Source organism: Pseudoalteromonas apostichopi, from assembly GCF_030297135.1.
Lineage (GTDB): Bacteria > Pseudomonadota > Gammaproteobacteria > Enterobacterales > Alteromonadaceae > Pseudoalteromonas > Pseudoalteromonas apostichopi.
Genome location: NZ_AP028065.1, coordinates 1,581,280 through 1,600,320, shown reverse-complemented (window position 1 = coordinate 1,600,320; position 19,041 = coordinate 1,581,280). Strand labels below are relative to the sequence as shown.

Below are 19,041 nucleotides of genomic sequence, written 5' to 3'. Positions count from 1 at the left end.
TCAATTGAAAATAATTCTCATTTCTTTGTGTCTGTTTTTTAAACTTCTGTAATACAGTGCATTAGCACTAAAGTTAGGCTGTAAATTACTAGCAATAAAAACTATGCTGGGGGCTATAACAATTAAAATAATCACATACGATGTTCTCAATTTGGTCAATAAGCCTTCTTGCAATTGTGTATCTGGCAATTTTATTTGCGGTTGCTGGGTGGGCTGATAAAAGAAAAGTATTACCCTTCAAAGGGTTAACCTATGGTTTGTCTCTTGGGGTGTATTGCACTTCATGGGCGTTTTTTGGTACTACCGCACAAGCTGCGTATAACGGCTGGTGGTTGGCACCGACCTATGCCGGCACCATTTTGCTATTTATTTTTGGTTGGCAAGTGTATTGCCGTATAGCGCATATTTGTAGGCAACAAAAAATAACCTCGATGGCTGATTTTATCGCTACGCGATATGGTCAGTCGTCTAGCTTATCTGGGCTAATTTCACTTATTTCAGTGATTGCGATTGTGCCCTATATCTCTTTACAGCTAAGTGCAACTGCACAAAGTATTAATTTACTAACTAACCGCTCAATGATGCAAAGCCACGAAGTGTGGGCCGATAGTACTTTTTATATCACCATCGTGTTGGCACTTTTTGCTATTTTGTTCGGAGCTCGGCGCTTAAAACCCAGTGAGCATAACCCAGGCCTGATAGCCAGTATTGCTTTTGAGTCAGTGGTTAAGTTATTGGCGTTTTTAGCGGTGGGTTTGTATGTTTGTTTTGCTTTGTTCGACAGTCCTGTAGCACTGTTTGAAAAAGCCCGAGATCTAAATATTGATCAGCAAGTGGCTGCCACGCAAAGTCCAACCTATGTGTATGTTGCCCATACTTTACTCGGTATTTTGGCGACCTTATGTTTGCCAAGACAATTCCACATGAGCTTTATCGAAAAAAATAACGATAAAGAACTGGCCTCGGCACGTTGGCTATTTCCGATTTATCTATTACTCATTAATCTGTTTATTCTACCGATTGCATACGCCGGATTAATTTACTTTCAAGGCCAAGAAGTAGGTTACGACACCTTTGTATTAGCTTTACCTATGGCTGCTGATGATGCCTTTGTGGCGTTATTAGCCTTTTTAGGTGGCTTTTCAGCGGCAACCAGTATGGTGATAGTGTCATCAATTGTGCTTTCAGTGATGATCACCAATGACTTTATTAACCAGTTTATTTTACGCCGCTCTCAACTTACATCGAGTAGCCGCGGGCTTGATAAAAACAATCTATTACATGCTCGTAAAATCGTTATCGTATTGATTTTATTGCTTAGTTATTTTACTCACCGAGTGCTGGGTGAAAGCACAACCCTTGCAAATGTGGGTTTGATGTCGTTTACCTTAGTCGCGCAATTTTCACCGGCCATGATCATTGGCTTATGGTGGCGACAAGCATCGTGTCGTGGTGCGCAACTGGGGATTTTGAGCGGCTTTATTATTTGGGGTTACACACTTTTACTGCCGAATATCGCTGGAGGTTTAGGTAGCGATAGCTTATGGCTTGAGAATGGACCTTGGGGAATAAGCTGGTTAGCACCTACTGATTTATTCTCTTTAGGTATGGAAAGCATCAGCCAGGCGCTACTGTTATCGTTAGGTGCGAACTGTTTAGTGTATTTCCTAGTGCCGTTATTTAGTCGTGCAACTTTGGCTGAGCGTTTGCAGAGCAATAAGTTTGTTTCTCAGCTTAGTGATTCTCGAGTGAGTAATCATCTACAGCCTTTGAGTTACCATGACTTAGGCGCGCTAATGCAGCGATTTGCCGAAAAAGAAGCTGCACAGTCTTTGGTAAATCATTACTTTCCGGATGATAAAAGTAAGTGGAAGCGTCCTGCCAATGTTGAGTTAGAGCTATTAGTTGAGCGCGAGATGTCAGCGGTGATTGGGGGAGCATCAGCACGGCTTATTTTAGATGTGGCTAAAAATGAGCAGCGTCAGCCTTTAGAGCAGGTTGCTGAATTTGTTGATGAAGCGAGCCAAGTACTTAAGTTTAATCGTGATTTATTGCAGTCAACAATCGAAAATATTCAACAAGGGATTAGTGTGGTTGATAGTGAGCTGCGTCTTGTTGCTTGGAACCAGGGTTATAAAAGCATGTTCGCTTATCCTGACGATGCTTTATACATTGGCCGCCCAGTAGCTGATATTATTCGATTTAATGCCGAGCGCGGCTTATTTAGCGGTGAGAGTATGACCAGCGAAGTCGAAAAACGCTTAGCTTATTTACGTCAAGGTAGTGCTTATAAATATCAGCGCTCGCACAATGATGGCCGTGTGTTTGAAATGCAAGGTAACCCACTGCCTGGTGGCGGCTTTGTAACAACCTATACCGACATCACCGAGTTCGTAAAACAACAAAAAGCGTTAACCGAAGCAAATGTTAGCCTTGAAGAAAAAGTAGCGGCACGCACCTTAGCTCTGACCCAAGCAAACCAAGAGTTGTCGATGGCAAAGCAAGTGGCGGAGCAAGCAACGGTCAGTAAAACGCGCTTTTTTGCTGCTGCTAGCCATGATTTGCTGCAACCTTTCAATGCTGCGAGCTTGTTTTGTTCTTTAATGAATGAAAAAGCCCAAGATACCGAACTTAAAGAGCTGGCGATGAATATTAAGAATTCATTGGGCAGCGCCGAAGAGTTGTTATCGAGTATTTTAGAGTTAACCAAGCTCGATTCGGGCTCGTTTAAAGTACAAATGAGTGAGTTTGCTGCCAGCTCGTTGGTTGAGCCGCTGCGTAATGACTACGAAGCCCTTGCCCGCGAAAAAGGCTTAAAGTTTATTATTGAAACCTGCGATGTGCGCTTGCATACCGACAAAGCGCTGCTGCGACGAGTGCTGCGTAACCTTTTGAGTAATGCGATTCGTTATACCGAGCAAGGTGAAGTGCGCTTAAAAATGCAGTACGACGACGACCATGTATCCTTTATTGTTGAAGACACAGGGATCGGTATTGCATCGAGCGATCAACAAACTATTTTCCAAGAGTTTAAACAGCTTGGTGCAAAACCAAGCGCCGAGGGTTTAGGCTTAGGGCTGGCAATCACTAAACGTATATGTGACTTACTTAAAATCCCCCTAGTGATGGGGTCTGAGCTTGGTAAAGGCACGCAATTTACCCTCACTCTACCTTGTAAAGTGAGTGCTGCGCCAGCGCAAGCGAAAGGTGCTGAGGCATCACAAGAAACAGAGCTGGGGCAATTGCGTATTTGGTTGCTTGATAACGACCGCAACGTGTTAGAGGCACTAAAGCAGTTACTCGAAAATTGGGGCTGCGAAATATCAACGGCCACTAACTTAGCGGAGCTTGAGCAGTTAAAGGCAAGCCAAGCCCTGCCGCAATTGTTGATTATTGATTATCAGCTTGATGATGGGGTAACGGGCCTTGAAGTGATTGAGCAAGCTGCACTAACACGCTTACCTGCCATCGTTAATACCGCGAATCATGACGAAGGAATACGCGAGTTAGTGCTCGATGCGGGCTATCCATTGCTTTATAAGCCTCTGAAAGCGCCCGCTTTAAAACGCATGATTAAGCGACTGACTTAATCTGCGTTTTGCTCAGTTGCTGGGGTATTAGCTTTAATTAAGCGCTCTACCTCAGCGACAAACTTCTTATCTAAGTCATCTTCATGGCTCAAAAATAACAGCATTTCATCGCCATTGTGGTCAATGACAGTTAGCGTAGAGGTTAGTAGGGCGCTTTTAGCATAATCAACGTTGAGCTCTTTAATGTCACTAAAGCGGCGTTGATCTTTTTCGAGCACACCTTGCTCATTTTCCCAGTAACTAAAAATGGTGTTTTCTGTGATGCCGTTTCCATCAGTTTTAAAATCGAAAAATGCGTCACTATAAAAATAATGTACATTCTCGTTAGCAGGAATAATTTCTTTTCTTTTTAAAAAGTTAACTTGATAAGACCAAAGCTTATCACCGGTTACTATGGTTGAACTTGGCAACAAATATAGCTCATAAATTAAGCCATAAAATAACCAAGGCAACATGAATATCGAAATGATAACCTGCCTCGCTCGCCAATGAGAGTGGTACTCAAGAGCCTGCTGTGGTTGCTTGAGGTTTTGAATGTAATTAACCAGTGGCAACCATAGAATAGGTATAACTAAAAACAGCCAAGTACCATATTCCCAGTTATAGCTTACGATTTCAGAAATGATAATCGCCAGCCATAACACGAACCCAACCGCGACGGGCATGATCTTATTTTTGCCAAAGGTTTGTTCGCTGTGCTTGCAAAGTTCAAGTAACAACGGAATAAAAAACAGTGGTGCGAATATCCCTCGAGCAATCGGCATAATATGGCTTTGTTGCTGCTCTTTTATCGCTTTCCAGTTGCGATAGCTCCAGTAGTTAATGAATATTCCTAAGCTCAATAAGCTGTAAATAACAAACTTACTGTTACTGACAGGGTAGAACTGTTGCTCAGCAAAAACTGGGCGGTTACTTGCTTCTATACGCCAAGCCGCGATGAAAAAGATGATTGCCGCCAAGTAACTTAAAATAAAAATGCTATACCAATTGGCTTCGTCATCCGCTGGTGTGGTTGTGGCGCTATTTGTGCCGTATTTAATGATGCCGAAATGGGTCGCGTTATTGAGTTTTTTGCGCTCGCTTAGGTAAAGGTCTATTTGATCGGCTGGAATATGATCTTGTTTCGCACTGTAATCAAAGTATAAGGTCAACACCGAGTCTTTAAATGTCACGCGTTTTTCGAGATGAAAAAATGGGTTGTCGACTGTGACCTGCTCATCATCAAACTGCCAATTAGAGTCCGTAAACGTAACCTTTATGGTTGTTTCGATATTATTTGGGTAACGAAACCACATTGGTGCATTGTTACGCTCTCGCTGTTCTGGCTTATAAACTGAGTTTTGAATTTCACTGGCGTAAAAGTCGTTTTGAAAATCATTACCCTCAGGTCGCCAAAAGTCATCGATAGTATAGTACTCATTGGTAATTAGCTGACCGGTGTCCTTTGGAGATTCAACCAGCATAGGTTTGGCTGTTTGTAAGCCTTTGTAGGTATCTTGATAATATTCGCGGTAATCATCTTCTACGCTTTTTAAGCTGTTTTTAGCGATTGAACTGCGGCGGTTAATTGCTTCAAAGTCGCCGTATTTATATTGAGTTGAAAAACTAACTGGCTCATTAATACCTTCTGGGATCTGATAATTATCAAAAACCTGAACGCGTTTTAGGGCAGGTTCTGTGAACATATCTGTAAAGCCTGTTTCACCTTGCTTTATTATTAACGCGACATCATAGTTCGGTTGAGCTAAATGTTCTAAATCGCCGCGCTGATACGAAATGGTTGGATCAAGCCAATAGCGTTTACCTTGGTGCTCTAAGGTGACAATGACATGGTCAAATAAACTAGGGGAGACCGGTAAGCTAGCAGTACGTTTTCTGTCTTCAGTGTTAACTAAAGCAGGGTGAGCCTCTACGCCGAGCGCTTTAAGTAAAGAAATGAGCAAGACGGTTTTGTCTTTACAGTCGCCATAGCGCAGTGCCAAGGTTTCTGATGCAGGAGTAGGCTGGTGCGAGTTGGTGCCCATTTCTAGGCCCAAATAACGTACTTCGTCTTGGCTAAAGCGCAGGGCTGCGACAATTTGAGACTCTAAATCGGCATGTTGAAACTTAATTTGACGGGCAATTGTTTCAATAGCAGGGCTAACTTCGATGGCAGATTGGTACAAAGGTAACGACCAATTGACTACCTCTTGCCAATTATTTACTTCAGAAAAATACACTTCCTTGTAAGGCGAATACCAATGCGGTACTTCGCTTGCAGAGCTAAGGGTCGGCTCATTGTGTTGGCTAATTTGGTAGTCAAAACCCGTATCTAACTTGGTTTTAGTAACTGGCGACTCGCCATTCATAAAGTTGATATATAAGGGCGTAGGCTTTTGCCACTTTACCCGCATAAATTGCTGCACTATCGGCACAGACCAATTAAGTGTACGCATGGTGCTGAAGTGCTGATAAACCGGGTTACTGCCCGAAACCGTATAGCTGTAATCTAAAATATCCATGACCCGCATATCATCAATAATGACATTTAGGCTTAAGGTGCCATTGTATATACGACTTGCTAAGTCGGTCTCGCGCTGTAACACCTGAAGCTCGGCACTATTTAGTTTATCTATATATTGGCCGTCACGAATAATGCCTAAACTATTGAGCGTAAGAGATTGATAATTTGGGTCAAAATCAATATTCAGTTGGCTAATATAATCAACTCCAGACTGATTGACCGCTTGCATTACAGTACGATTAAAGCGTTGTTGTGGGGCTTGTTCAGATACCTGAAGCTGAGTGTCGAGCATCAGGTAGAAAGTCCCGTCTTTTATTTGGTCTTGAGGAATCTCAGGGGTTAGTAACTTATGTTGTTTTACCCAGTTAGCTGCAGGTGCAACCTGATAATCTTCAGCGGCTGCAAAGCAGCTCACAAAGAATAAAAAAACAGCCAGTACCTTAAGTTGTAAGTGCATCCATTTCATTGTTGTTTTCTAATTACGTTTAGTTTTATATGACAAATTACTGAATTTCACGGCATGAGCCAAATAAAAATTAAATATTTATAGGTAGGTCTCGTAGGAAGAGGTGAGTCTAAGCGGCCCATGGCGAGCCGCTTTAGGGTTATATTATTTATCTTCAGACTCTTTAGCTGGTAAGTCTTTTATTTCAACGCGACTATTTACTTCATAGTATTTTTGCGTGATTTTTTTCAAAATCTCGCGGCGTAATGTGCTTACGGTGCCAGCTTTAGTTAAGTGGTTACCATAGGTAGTAAATGTTTTATCCCAGCCCATTGCCACAATACTAGGATCGACAACAATTGCATTACCTCCACCATAAGCAACATCGGTACCTAAAATATCGGTAATATCGTAATTATCGATACTAAAAGAGAGGTTTTGCACAACTTGGTCTTTATCTGGTTCTTGAATAACTAATGATTGAAGATGGTCAGCTAAGTCTTCTTCAAAGTTAGGGAAATAGTTTTTCTTTTCAAGGTATAACGAAGAAACACTTGTGCTATGAGTATCAATAACACTGCCTCGATTTGAATTTACAAATTGCACTGCATTGTTAGTCAGGGCGGTAAATACATTTTTCGCTGTATATGGGTAGTTAAGTAAATTTGGGCTACCAATATAACCACGGTAATAGCCATATATTAATAGCGGGTCATTGTTAAATAGCGGTGCAACAATGTTGTACTCTATATCGTTTAATGAATACTGGTTACCGTTAAAGTTAAAGCGTGGCTTATCAAAAAAACTTGGCTCTTCGTTTATTAGCTTAGATAAGTTTTTTACTGGGTACTGCTGGACTAACTCATTGAGTACCGTCACGTTATAAAGATTGAACCAGTAAGCGAGCAGTTCAGACTTTGGCAAGTTACTCAAGTTAATCTTATTTGGCAGGTCGGCCATATTTTTTTGTATGACCTGCAAGGCTTGCCTCATTTTAGGATTGTCTTTATATGAATCATAATAAAAGCGGTTTGCTTCTGTTGCTGTTGAAGGTTTAGGGTTGGATGATAAATGTGTACCAATCGTCGTGGTGTGTGAGGTGATGCGGTAGCGGTCAGACATGCCTAAATCAATGACCGAAGCACTTAATATTTGCCCATAGCCAGCGTAATCAAGAGTAATGTTTGAGTTTTCATCATACTGATGAAATTGGCTAAATTTTTCTTGGTTAATTGCTGTGATGGCTGTTTTATTAATAGGAGCCGTTGAATTACAGGCCGTTACCAAAATAAGTGATGTTGTTAATGCGATGGTCTTTATAGCGCTTTTCATTTTTACCACCTTCCTTAGTACAAAAAACAAACATATTACTTTTACTTTAAATTGGCAATATCCAGGTAATTAACACAGAAAAAACAAGACTTAAAGTTGGCTATTGCGGTTTTGCTAAGTGTTTTAGTTGGGTATTTCAGGGGGATTAAAGCGGCTCAGAGCGAGCCGCTTTAGGTTTATATTATTTATCTTCAGACTCTTTAGTTGGTAAGTCTTTTATTTCAACGCGAGTATTTGCTTCATAGTATTTTTGCGTGATTTTTTGCAAAATCTCGCGGCGTAACGGGCTTACATGGCCGACTTCTTTGGTTAAGTTTTCACCATAAGTAACAAAATTAGTATCGAAGCCCTCTGCTACTATACTCGGATCGGCGACAGTCGCGTTACCTCCACCATATTCAACATCGCTACCTAGAATGTCGGTAATATCGTAGTTATCGATACTAAAAGAGAGGTTTTGCACAACTTGGTCTTTATCTGGCTCTTGAATTACTAACGATTGAAGGTGGTCAGCTAAATCTTCTTCAAAGTTAGGAAAATAGTTTTTCTTTTCAAGGTATAAAGAAGAAACACGAGTGCTATGGTTACCTATCACACTACCGCGGTTTGAATTTACAAATTGCACTGCATTGGTGGTCAGGGCGGTAAACACATTTTTTGCTGTATATGGGTGGTCAAGCAAGTTTGGGCTGCCAATGTAGCCACGGTAGTAGCCATATATTAATAGCGGGTCATTGTTAAATAGCGGTGCAACAATGTTGTACTCAATATCGTTTAATGAATACTGGTTACCATTAAAGTTAAAGCGTGGCTTATCAAAAAAATTTGGTTCTTCGTTTAATAACTTGGTCAGGTTTTTAACAGGGTACTGCTGCACTAATTCATTGAGTACCGTCACGTTATAGAGGTTGAGCCAGTAAGCGAGTAACTCTGATTTTGGTAAGTTACTTAAATTAATTTTGTTTGGCAGGTCGGCCATATTTTCTTGCACTATTTGCAAGTCTTGCTTCATCTGAGGATTCTTTTTGTACGAATCATAATAAAAGCGGTTTGCTTCTGTTGCAGTCGACGGTTTTGGGTTCGACGACAACCGCGTGCCTATTTTGCTCGTATTATTTGAAATGCGATAGCGGTCTGACATACCTAAATCAATCACTGAGGCATTTAATATTTGTCCGTAGTCAGTGTACTCAAGGGTGATATTTGATTTTTCATCGTACTGATGAAATTGGCTAAATTTTTCTTGGTTAATAGCTGTCGTTGCTGTTTTATTAATAGGGGCCGTTGAATTACAGGCTGTAACTAGAATAAGTGATGTTGCTAATACGATGGGTTTTATGGCGTTTTTCATTTTTATGACCTTCCGTAGTTTAAAAAATAAACATAGCGTGGTTTTTTTATAAGCGCAACAATCTGTTGTTTTTGTTTAAAGTACTAACCTTTTTCGTTGCTTAAGTAGGTACGGTGATGTTAGCTTCTGTGCCTTGCTGGGGTTTTGAGTTTATCGATAACTCAAAACCTTGGTTGCGCACAAGTTCTCGGGTGATCACAAGCCCTATACCTGTGCCATTTGCTTTGGTTGAGTAAAATGGCACGAACAAGTTATCAGGGTTTTGAATACCACAACCTTGGTCGCTAATTGCAATATTTAAGCTATCACCTTGCCTTGACCAAGTGAGGCTAGGGGCTGAATTGCTGCCTGCTTCAAAGGCATTTTTTATCAGGTTGATCAATGCTTGTTCTAGCTGGCCTAAGTCGGCATCAACATATAATTCTTCACTGCTATTTATCACTAGTTCAGGAAATATAGCGCTTAAACGTGTGTTTAGTTGCTCGCTACTGATTGTCTGTTTTTGTGCGGGGGGTAGCTTGGCAAACGCACTGTAACTGGCTACAAAATCAAGCAAGTGCTGAGCGCGTTTTTCTATAACTTGCAGCATATCTTGGGCGAGATCATCGTGACTGCTAATTTGTCCTTGGCGCTTAAGGGTTTGCAATGATTGACTCATTGAATAAATCGGCGTGAGTGAGTTACGCACTTCATGATTTAACACTCGAATTAACCGTTGCCAAACAAGTTGTTCATTATCGCGAAGCTGTTGCTCAATTGAAAAGAAGGTCAGTAATTCAAAGTTTCTGCCGGTCCGCCAAAAAGTCTGCGATGAGATTTGAAAGCGTTGTTTAAACAGTGAGTCGTTGTTTTGTTGCCATTCGCCACCATGCAGGGCAATGCCTAAGTCGCAGGCCGATTTACCTTCAATCTGGCGATGGATAATACTGTTTTTAAACGCCTTATTACTAAAGTAAATCAAGCCATGGGGGTCTAGTATAACGATGGGTAAGTCCAGCATGCTGGCAAACTCAAACACAAACTCTTCTGTTTGCATATAATGGCGCTTATTTTTGGCTATTTTATTGCTGAGCTTGGCAAAATCTTGCTTAAGCGCTGCGACTCGTCCACTTTGATAAGACGCTAAATGCCAACTATTACTTTCGTCATTTGCCAGTGCTTCTAGTTGCAGACCAAAGCGTTCAATCACATCGATGATCACGCGGTAGCTTTTAATTAAAGCAAAAGCGCTTATCCCGATAAACGGCAATAATAGGCTAATACTGGCAAACCAATCTAGTTTTAAGCTGAGCGAAAGGGCAATACCAAGCGTAAATAGCACCGCTATAACCATAAAAAAATAGCGTCGAATACGCTGCTCTAACGACAACTTGCTACTCATTTAGCGTTCTACTTCTTTTAAATCGAGCTGATGTTTATCAATGCGACGATAAATCGCCGATTTACTTAATCCTAAAAATTCTCCTGCGGCGATAACATTACCATTAAATTGCAGCAGCGCTTTTTGAATCATTTGTTTCTCAAGCTCTTCAAGGGGCAATAGTGGCAAGGCTTGTTCAGCATTACTATTCGTTTGCTCGCAACTTGGTTGATCTAAAATGAGGTCATTGGCTTGAATATTGTTGTTATCGCTCATGATCACCGCGCGTTCAATGCAGTGGCTTAGCTCACGAATATTACCAGGCCAGCTGTAGTTTTTTAGCGCGTTTAGAGCATCAGGACTTAGCGCCATATTTGCACGTTGGTATTTTTTACCATGCACCAATAATAAGTGTTCTGCCAAGGGGGCGATGTCGTCTTTTCTGTCGCGAAGCGGTGGAATGTGCAGTTCAATGGTATTGAGTCTAAATAATAAGTCACGGCGGAACTCACCCTGCTCAATTGCCGTAGCTAATTCACTATTGGTGGCAGAAATAATGCGAACATCGGCGGTTTTGGTTTGGCTTGAGCCTAGCACTTCAAACTCTTTGCTTTCTAGCACGCGGAGCATTTTACTTTGCAGCTCAAGGCTTAAAGTCGCAATTTCGTCTAAAAATAAGGTGCCGCCTTCGGCAATTTCAAAACGCCCTAAGCGGTCTTCTTTGGCATCAGTAAAAGAGCCTTTTTTATGGCCAAATAATTCACTTTCGAATAGCGTTGGCGCAATAGCGCCAATATTCACGCTTACATAGCGCTTATCACATCTGAGAGAATGCTTATGAATATAATGTGCTAATAAGCTTTTGCCTGTACCATTTTCGCCGGTAATTAAAATGCTGGCATCGGTTTTTGCTGCGCGCTCAGCTTTGGCAAGCAACAGTTGCATGATTTTTGATTTAGCTATGTAATGTGCTTGTGTGTCACTGGTAAGCGCCTTTAAGCACGCGTTGTCGTGATTACTTTGCTTGAGCTTGAGTTGTTGTTGCACAACGGCGGTTAAGCGTAAGTTATTCCATGGCTTTTCAACAAAGTCGACAGCCCCTAATTGCATGGCTTTAACGGCAACATCAATGCTAGCCCAAGCGGTCATCACAATGACAGGTATGGTCGATCCTAATTGATTTAGTTGCTTTAAAAAGCGTAACCCTTCTTCACCTGAGGTGGTGTCGAGCTTGTAGTTCATATCGAGCAAAATCAGGCTAATGTGCTCTGATTTTAATAACTCAAGGGCATGTTCAGGGCCTTCGGCCTCAAGGCAATGTAAGCCCAGTTGTTGTAATGCAACAGTAGCAGCCAGACGTACATCAGCTTGATCGTCTATGACTAAGATTTTGTCCATGATGTTTTCTTATTATCCTGTTGAGGTGGCTTAAATTTAAGCCACCATTTTGTGCTGTTAATCGTTACGTAGTGCGGCCATAGGTTTTGCTTTAAGCAGTAAAACCAAAGGTCTAAAGCAAGCGAATAGCGCAATACATAAGGTAATACTCCAAGCGAGTAATTGCAGTCTTACATCAAGTATCAGCCATGACATTAGCTGTCCTTGTAACATGTAAAAACCCACCATTACCGCGGCGAGAGCAACCGCAAAGCCAATGAGCACAGGGATAATAGCTTCAACACTCATCAGCTTGAATAAGCGCGCTTTTTTCGCACCTAATGCCATACGAATACCAAACTCATAACGGCGTAGACCCAGGTTGTAGCTCAGTACCCCAAAAATACCGATTGCTGCTAATAATAGAGTAAATAGCGCTAAGGTACTACACAGAACCACTGTCAGTCGGCTCATATACAGTAAATTGTCGTACTCTTGTTGCAGGTCATTAAACTGCCACATGGTTAAGTCGCTGTTCTTTTCTTTTAGCGTATTAAGTATTTGTTTATTAGTCAGCTTAACGCCTTCAGAAGCTTTGATAGTAAACATGTAGCTATACGGTGTTGCAGGCCACCAAATGTGACGACCAAACGATTCATCGTAGTATTTAGGGTGATTAAAATCTTCGGTTACACCCACCACTTCATACATCTTTTCTTCTAAGCCTTGGTAGCTCTTGCCGATAATATTTCTATAGTCTTGGCCTGGTAATAAGTTCTCTGCCACGCTGACTGATACCAGTATCTCGTTGGTTTCACCACGTATTGCTTGTTTACTAAAGGTGCGGCCGGCGAGAATTTTGGTGTTAACTAAAGCAAAGTAATCAGGCCCTACCCACTGACTAGGGAAGAAAACTGAGCTTTTGCCGTTTACATCAGTCAAGGTGTTGGCGTTTTGCCTTTGCGAAACAGGGCTGTGACCCAGGGCAACATCATCAATGCCTTGGCTATCAAGCAAAACCTGCTTGTATTGCAGCATGTGTTCGTAGCGCTCAGCCAATGACATTTGATTATTTGGCTGGAAAAGGTTAGCAAAATACAGGTTTTCGGTATCACTACCGAGTGGGCGGTTAATCGTGCCCATGGCTTTACTGACTACCATCACAGAAAAACTAACAAGCAGCGCGGCAACAAACATTTGTGAGCCAATTAAAATACGCACTGTACGGCCAGATACCTGCGAAACACCGCCTTTACCACTGTTTTGCATTTGCGTATTTAGGGTTTTGTAATTTACCAAACGTGCTGTAATTACAGAGAAAATATAAGCAAGAGCAATACACAGTATAATGGCAACAATAACTAACGTGGTATCAACGGCTAAGCTATTCACCAGTGGTAAACGCCCTTCTGCCAATACTTTAAATAAACGTATGCCCCATACCGATAAAAACAGCGCAATGCTTACTGATAAGGTCATTAAAATCAGTGATTGTAAAAAGATACTTTTAAATAGCGTGCTGCGTTTTGCACCTAACACCGCCTGCAAGGCGAGGGTTTTATGTTGCGCAAGAGCGCGTGAGAAGAACAAAGTGCTTACATTAAGTACTGCAATAATCAGTAGCCCTACCGCACCGGCTAACATCATCAAGCTTAAGTCATCGTTATTACCCAGCTCAACGTCACGATAAGGGGTTACTTCAGGTTTTACATCGGTGATCCCCCCGTTGTTTAGCCATTCTGATTTAACCGTATCAATTTGCTGTTTTAAATCGACTTTAACTTGATCTATGGTGACCCCAGGCTTTAAAACAGCAATTAGTTTTAGGTTTTTGAACGTGTTTGTCCATGGGCTTTGCCAATCGTCATTGTGAAAGAAACGGCGGTCAGCACTGGATGGAAACCACACTTCAACATCACTTGCTTTAAACATGTAAGGTGGGCTGAATGAGTCATCAACAACACCGACGATACGGTGAACATAATCGGTTTCACCAGCCATGACTGAGAGTGTTTTACCAATAATGTTCGGGTCGCTGTTGTAATGTTTGCGCCAGAAGTTAGCAGATATAACAACCCGGTCATCAGGAGTTTCTAGCGTTTCTCCAAGGTCAAAACCTTGTCCCATTAAAAATGGCGTGTTTAATAAGTCAAAATAGTTGCCGCCAACATACAGCACAGGCTCTTTCGGTTCGCCATCAAGGTTTGCAAAAATTTGCTCACCTGCATTGATCATCATACTTTGTTCAAAGCTTTGATTATGCTTAAGCCAATGCACCATCGACTGATAGCTTTGAAAGCCAGTAGCATCATAGTCATCATAGGTAAGTGATTGCTCAACCACCACCATGCGGCTTTCATCGTACACATCAAGGGGCTTTAAAAAGTAGCTGTTAACAAGGCTAAGCACCACAAACAAGGTGGCCAGTGTTAAAGCAAGCGTTGCGATAACCGCAGTGACAAAGCCCGGTGCATTCATTAATGATGCCCACGCTAAGCTTAATTGGGCGCGTGTTTTGGTTAATTTCATTACATCACCTCGGCGCTTTCGAGAACTTGCTCAGCAGTGTCGCTGCTAGGTGCTTGGCGAGCTTCAGAGTAGGAAACAATTTCACCATCTAACAATTTAAGTTGCGTTTTAGCGCGCCCGGCATAACGTAAGTCATGGGTTACCATACAAATCGTGGTGCCTTTTTTATTTAGCTCATCGAGCAAGTCCATGACAGCATCACCATTTTTTGAATCTAAGTTACCGGTTGGCTCATCCACCAATAAAATGCTTGGCTTGCCAGCCAATGCGCGGGCAATGGCAATACGCTGTTGTTGACCACCAGATAATTGGTTTGGTTTATGCTGAGCACGGTGGCCCATTTCAACTTCATCAAGGGCTTGTTTTACCGCAAGCTCTATTTCGCTCGGGCTCATGGCTGGCTCTCGGTAAGTGAGCGGCAGTGCCACGTTGTCAAACACCGATAATTCATCAATTAGGTTAAACGACTGAAATATAAAACCAATGTGAAGGTTTCTAAGTTCAGCTTGCTGATCCATATCGAGGGTTTTTGTGTCGACTTCTTTAATGAAATAGTCGCCAGCAGTTGGGCTATCGAGTAAGCCTAGTAATGACAGCAACGTCGATTTACCACAGCCAGATGGGCCGCTAATGCAAATATAGTCACCCTGGTTAATATTCAGGCTGATGTCTTTTAATGCATAGGTTTCAACATTTTGGCCGCGATAAACTTTGGCGATTTTGTTTAATGAGATAAGCGTGTTGGTTTTCATAAGCTGTCCTGTTCGATTTTTATTGTTGCCAAATGCTGCCATTTAGAAAGGTCAGAAATGATCAGCTGTTCGCCCACGGTGGCACCGCTCAAAAGTTGAATTTGATTGTCACTGAGTGTACCAAATTCGATATTAGTTGGCGTTGCTAACTGGGTATTTGGATTAAGTTTAAATAGCGTGGCTTCGCTGTGTGCTTGCGCTTTTTGCGGCACGTTAATGGTTAACGCATCGGGAATAATGTTGCTAACAACATAACCTTCAATGCTTAAATCTGGGCGGGCATTGGCAGGCAGTGTGCCTTGTAAATCAAGTTCAATAATAACCCGACCATCGGTAACGATAGGGTCAATTCGGGTAACTTTGGCATCAACTTCACCGTGGCTTGCTTGGCTAAAGGTGTTTACTTTTGCTGCCATATTGAGTGCCACTTTTTCGGCATCAGCTTGCTTCACACTCAGCTCTGCTTTTAGTGCTTTGTTTGAGCCAACCACAGCAAGGCGGGTGCCCGGCACTAGGTTCTGACCAAGTTCAACATTCAATTCTTGTAGCATGCCATCGATACCTGCCGTTATTTGCAGCTGATCAAAAGCATGTTGCTCAACTTGATAATTAAGCTCAAATTGGCTTAATAGCTCTTGCTGTATTTTGCTACGTTGTAAGTGCATTTCTTTGAGCTGAGCGAGGCGTTGCTGCTCGATACTTACGCGCTCTGTAAGCTGTGCAACGTTTAGCATGCTTCGTTTATAATCTAGGCTTGAAACAATTCCTTGTTCGATCAGTTTACTTTCGGCATCGACTCTAAGCTCTGCGCTTTGTAGCTCACTTTTTAAAATGGCGAGATTCGCTTGGCGTTCAAGTAGCTCACTTTGCTGGTTAATTTTTTGCTCATTAACACTGGCTTTTTGGCGAGCGAGTTCTAGCCGAGCGACCGATAAACGCTGCGCTTGCTGAGGGTTTACTAGGCTTAAAATCACCGTGTTTTTGTTAACAATAGTGCCGGGGTAAACGTGGATAGCTTCGACCATTGCGGTGTCAGTATTGGTTAAATAGCGTTGATACTTCGGTTTTAAACGGCCAAAGCCACGTATTTTTACTACAAAATCGGCTTGTTCTACGGTTGCTATTTGCAATTGGCTTGCAGAAACCACGGTGGGTGTCGCCCATTGATAAACCATTATAGCGCCAAGCGCTGACACGCTAATAGCTGCACCAATAAGCCATTTTTTAGCTTTTGATTGCTGAGGTTTACGTTTTAGAGTGCTGTCTAAATCCATTGGCTATATTTCATTGCGTTGTAAGTTTAGCAACACAAAAGCGAGTAACGTGCCAAGGTTTAATTTATTGATTTTTATCGTTTTTTAATTTTGTGATTAGGTGGGCTTTCCCACTTTTGGGATTAATAAAATCAAAAGTGGGACAAACTATAATGCAGTGTTTACTGGGTTAATTCTGCAAGTTTAGCCAGTTGCTTTTTAGCATGTGCGTTATCAGGTTTAAGCTTGAGTACTTGGTTATAGTTGGCTATTGCTTGTTTAAGGTTACCGAGATACCAGTACGCTTCTGCTAGGCTATCAAAGGTATTATAACTATTAGGGTAAAGGTGTGTGTTAAGCTTAAAAACCGCTAATGCTTCATTGAGTTTGTCTTGGTTGATAAGCGAATAACCCCATAAGTTAATATCGTTTTCAGCAAATTGAATCTTCTTTTCTTTACTTAATTGATCCGCAGCCACAATTGCATTTTCGTAGCCTTGTACTTCAAGAACTTGCCATAAGCGTTTTATATTTTTGGGCAGGCCAAAGCCATTCTCTTGTTTCATTTCTGGAATATAAAAGCCAGCAATTTCATCTACAAATTGCGATGGCATTGCACCCATTAAGTTGGTTAAGATCACAATTGACATATTATCTTCTGGGTAAACAAAGATACCAGCCCTGTTACCACCCACAGCGGCTAATGCAGGATGCTCTTCTCGGTCCATAACAGGCCAGCCAAGACTGTAGCCGTTTAAACGTTGATTGAAGCCTTGAGTGTGACCGCTTTTTAGGCGAGTCGGAGTCCACATTTGCTGTATACTGTCTTCACTAATAAATTGATTTGTTTGTAAAGCGATTAGCCAATTTGCCAATTCTGCTGCTGTTGATGCCATGCCTGCGGCGGTTTGTAACATTTCAGAAAAAATGGCTTCTCTTGAGTTGAACAGTTCATCGCCTTGATTTTCGTATCGTCTTGCTGAGTGCTTTACAGCATTGTTGAGATTATTAAAGCCCGCTTCAAGTGTTCTGCTCATTTCAGCCTGCTGTAATTGGTTTCTTTCGATAAATTGCTGAAATGGCATCCCCGATAGTTTGTTAATTAACTTACCAATAATAACGTAATTTGTTTGGTTGTATTTAAAGCGAGTGCCTGTTTCGAATTCTAATGGCTTGGTTTGAACTAGTTGCCATGCATCATCGGGTCCTTGATCTGAGATTAAATCAGCAACTTCACCTTTTATTATGTCAGGTAAGCCTGATATATGGCTCATTAACTCTCTGGTTGATATAGCGTGCCACTCAGTTGGCAATTCTGGCAGATAAGTGCCAATAGGCGCATTAAGATCTAATTTCTTTTGCTCAACAAGCTGCATCAGCGCCACACCAACAAAAGCTTTTGTTGCAGAATTAATGGCAAATAAAGTGTTGCCATCAACGGCGATATTATCTTCAATATTTGCAACTCCGTAGCTGGCAACTTTAGTTACTTTATTATCTCGAACGACGGCGAGTTGTAGCCCTGGAATATTTCTTTTTTGCATTAACTCAACCACCCATTGGTCAAGCTCATCTGCATGTGCAGAAAAGGCGCAGAAACTGGCTGATAGCAGTGTTATGGTCGGAAGAATTAATTTTTTTGCTAGTTTTTTGCAAGCTGTGTACACGATGTTGTCCTTAGTGTTCATTTTTATCTATTACTTTTTACTTAGATAGTTTTGATGTGAGCACTAAAGCGAGGAGTATGCCAATATTTAACGTTTTGAAATTTATAGTTTTTATTTTGTATATTGGTTTAGGAATTCCCATTTATGGGAATTTCAAATTAAAACTGGGAGTGAAAGCTTAAATTAGCTTTCTTCGATTTTGCCAACCTGTGAAAGTTGATTAAACAAAATGCCTGCTTGGGTGCGGTTATAAACATTAAGCTTGCGTAAAATCGCTGAAACATGCTGTTTGATAGTAGTTTCTTGAATCGACATTTCAAAAGCGATTTGTTTATTCAATAAACCGTCGGCAATCATCGCCAATACGCGATATTGCTGTGGTGTAAGCTTTTCAAGATTGCGAGCAAATTCGCTTTGTTCGTCGTTTATCACTACATCGGTTAAATCAACTTCGGGTGGTAGCCAAGTGTCGCCATTTAATACATGGCTAATTGCTTCGCTTATCACATCCAGTGATGATGATTTAGGAATATAGCCTGCAGCGCCAAGACTCATGGCTTGTTTGATTATGGCGGGGGTTTCATTGGCAGAGACCATAATCACTAAGATATCTGGGTAGTGATTTCGTAATTGCGAAAGGGCTTGTAGGCCATTTGCACCTGGAATAGTTAGGTCTAAGAATATCAGTTCAATTTCAGGATGTGCATTTAATAGTGCGAACAAGCCATCAATGTCACTTGTTTCTTTAATATGTTCTTCGGGCACTGATGTCGCGGCGGCTTGACGCAGTGCACTTCTAAATAACGGGTGATCATCGGCGATTATAGTGTTCACAGCTAAAGACATTCCCTCGATTCTCCAATGCGTTATGTTATAAGTGAT

The 19,041-nt window shown here is 41.6% G+C and carries 11 protein-coding genes; 1 reads left to right on the top strand and 10 read right to left on the bottom strand.

The annotated features are described in order from the left end of the window. Positions 1–140: 140 nt before the first annotated feature. Entirely contained in the window at positions 141–3,590 is a 3,450-nt protein-coding gene (locus QUE86_RS07165) for a PAS domain-containing hybrid sensor histidine kinase/response regulator (protein WP_130050218.1), read from the top strand. Here QUE86_RS07165 and QUE86_RS07160 read toward each other — a convergent pair. The 10 genes from QUE86_RS07160 to QUE86_RS07115 form a co-directional block, all read right to left on the bottom strand. After that, a complete protein-coding gene (locus tag QUE86_RS07160) occupies positions 3,587–6,559 on the bottom strand; it encodes a DUF3857 domain-containing transglutaminase family protein (protein WP_286260129.1) in 2,973 nt (990 codons plus the stop codon). The two genes, QUE86_RS07165 and QUE86_RS07160, sit on opposite strands and share 4 nt — an antisense overlap. A 144-nt stretch (positions 6,560–6,703) precedes the next feature. After that, on the bottom strand, positions 6,704–7,870 hold the full coding sequence (locus QUE86_RS07155) for a DUF547 domain-containing protein (RefSeq protein WP_286260128.1): 1,167 nt from the start codon (positions 7,868–7,870) through the stop codon (positions 6,704–6,706). Positions 7,871–8,051: 181 nt separating this feature from the next. After that, complete coding sequence (locus tag QUE86_RS07150) at positions 8,052–9,221, bottom strand: DUF547 domain-containing protein (RefSeq protein ID WP_130050220.1); 1,170 nt, start codon at positions 9,219–9,221, stop codon at positions 8,052–8,054. Positions 9,222–9,321: 100 nt separating this feature from the next. Further along, a complete protein-coding gene (locus QUE86_RS07145) occupies positions 9,322–10,602 on the bottom strand; it encodes a sensor histidine kinase (RefSeq protein WP_286260127.1) in 1,281 nt (426 codons plus the stop codon). After that, positions 10,603–11,979, bottom strand: coding sequence for a sigma-54-dependent transcriptional regulator (locus QUE86_RS07140; protein WP_239976653.1), 1,377 nt, complete (start codon positions 11,977–11,979; stop codon positions 10,603–10,605). Positions 11,980–12,036: 57 nt separating this feature from the next. Continuing rightward, on the bottom strand, positions 12,037–14,487 hold the full coding sequence (locus QUE86_RS07135; protein ID WP_286260126.1) for an ABC transporter permease: 2,451 nt from the start codon (positions 14,485–14,487) through the stop codon (positions 12,037–12,039). Then, entirely contained in the window at positions 14,487–15,239 is a 753-nt protein-coding gene (locus QUE86_RS07130; RefSeq protein ID WP_130050224.1) for an ABC transporter ATP-binding protein, read from the bottom strand. Before QUE86_RS07130 ends, QUE86_RS07135 begins: the two co-directional genes overlap by 1 nt. Further along, entirely contained in the window at positions 15,236–16,513 is a 1,278-nt protein-coding gene (locus tag QUE86_RS07125) for an efflux RND transporter periplasmic adaptor subunit (protein ID WP_178926386.1), read from the bottom strand. Before QUE86_RS07125 ends, QUE86_RS07130 begins: the two co-directional genes overlap by 4 nt. A gap of 161 nt (positions 16,514–16,674) precedes the next feature. Continuing rightward, positions 16,675–18,180 (bottom strand): serine hydrolase domain-containing protein, encoded by a 1,506-nt coding sequence (locus QUE86_RS07120; protein ID WP_286260125.1) that lies wholly within the window; start codon positions 18,178–18,180, stop codon positions 16,675–16,677. A gap of 162 nt (positions 18,181–18,342) precedes the next feature. Further along, positions 18,343–19,005 (bottom strand): response regulator transcription factor, encoded by a 663-nt coding sequence (locus QUE86_RS07115; protein WP_130050227.1) that lies wholly within the window; start codon positions 19,003–19,005, stop codon positions 18,343–18,345. Positions 19,006–19,041: the final 36 nt, after the last annotated feature.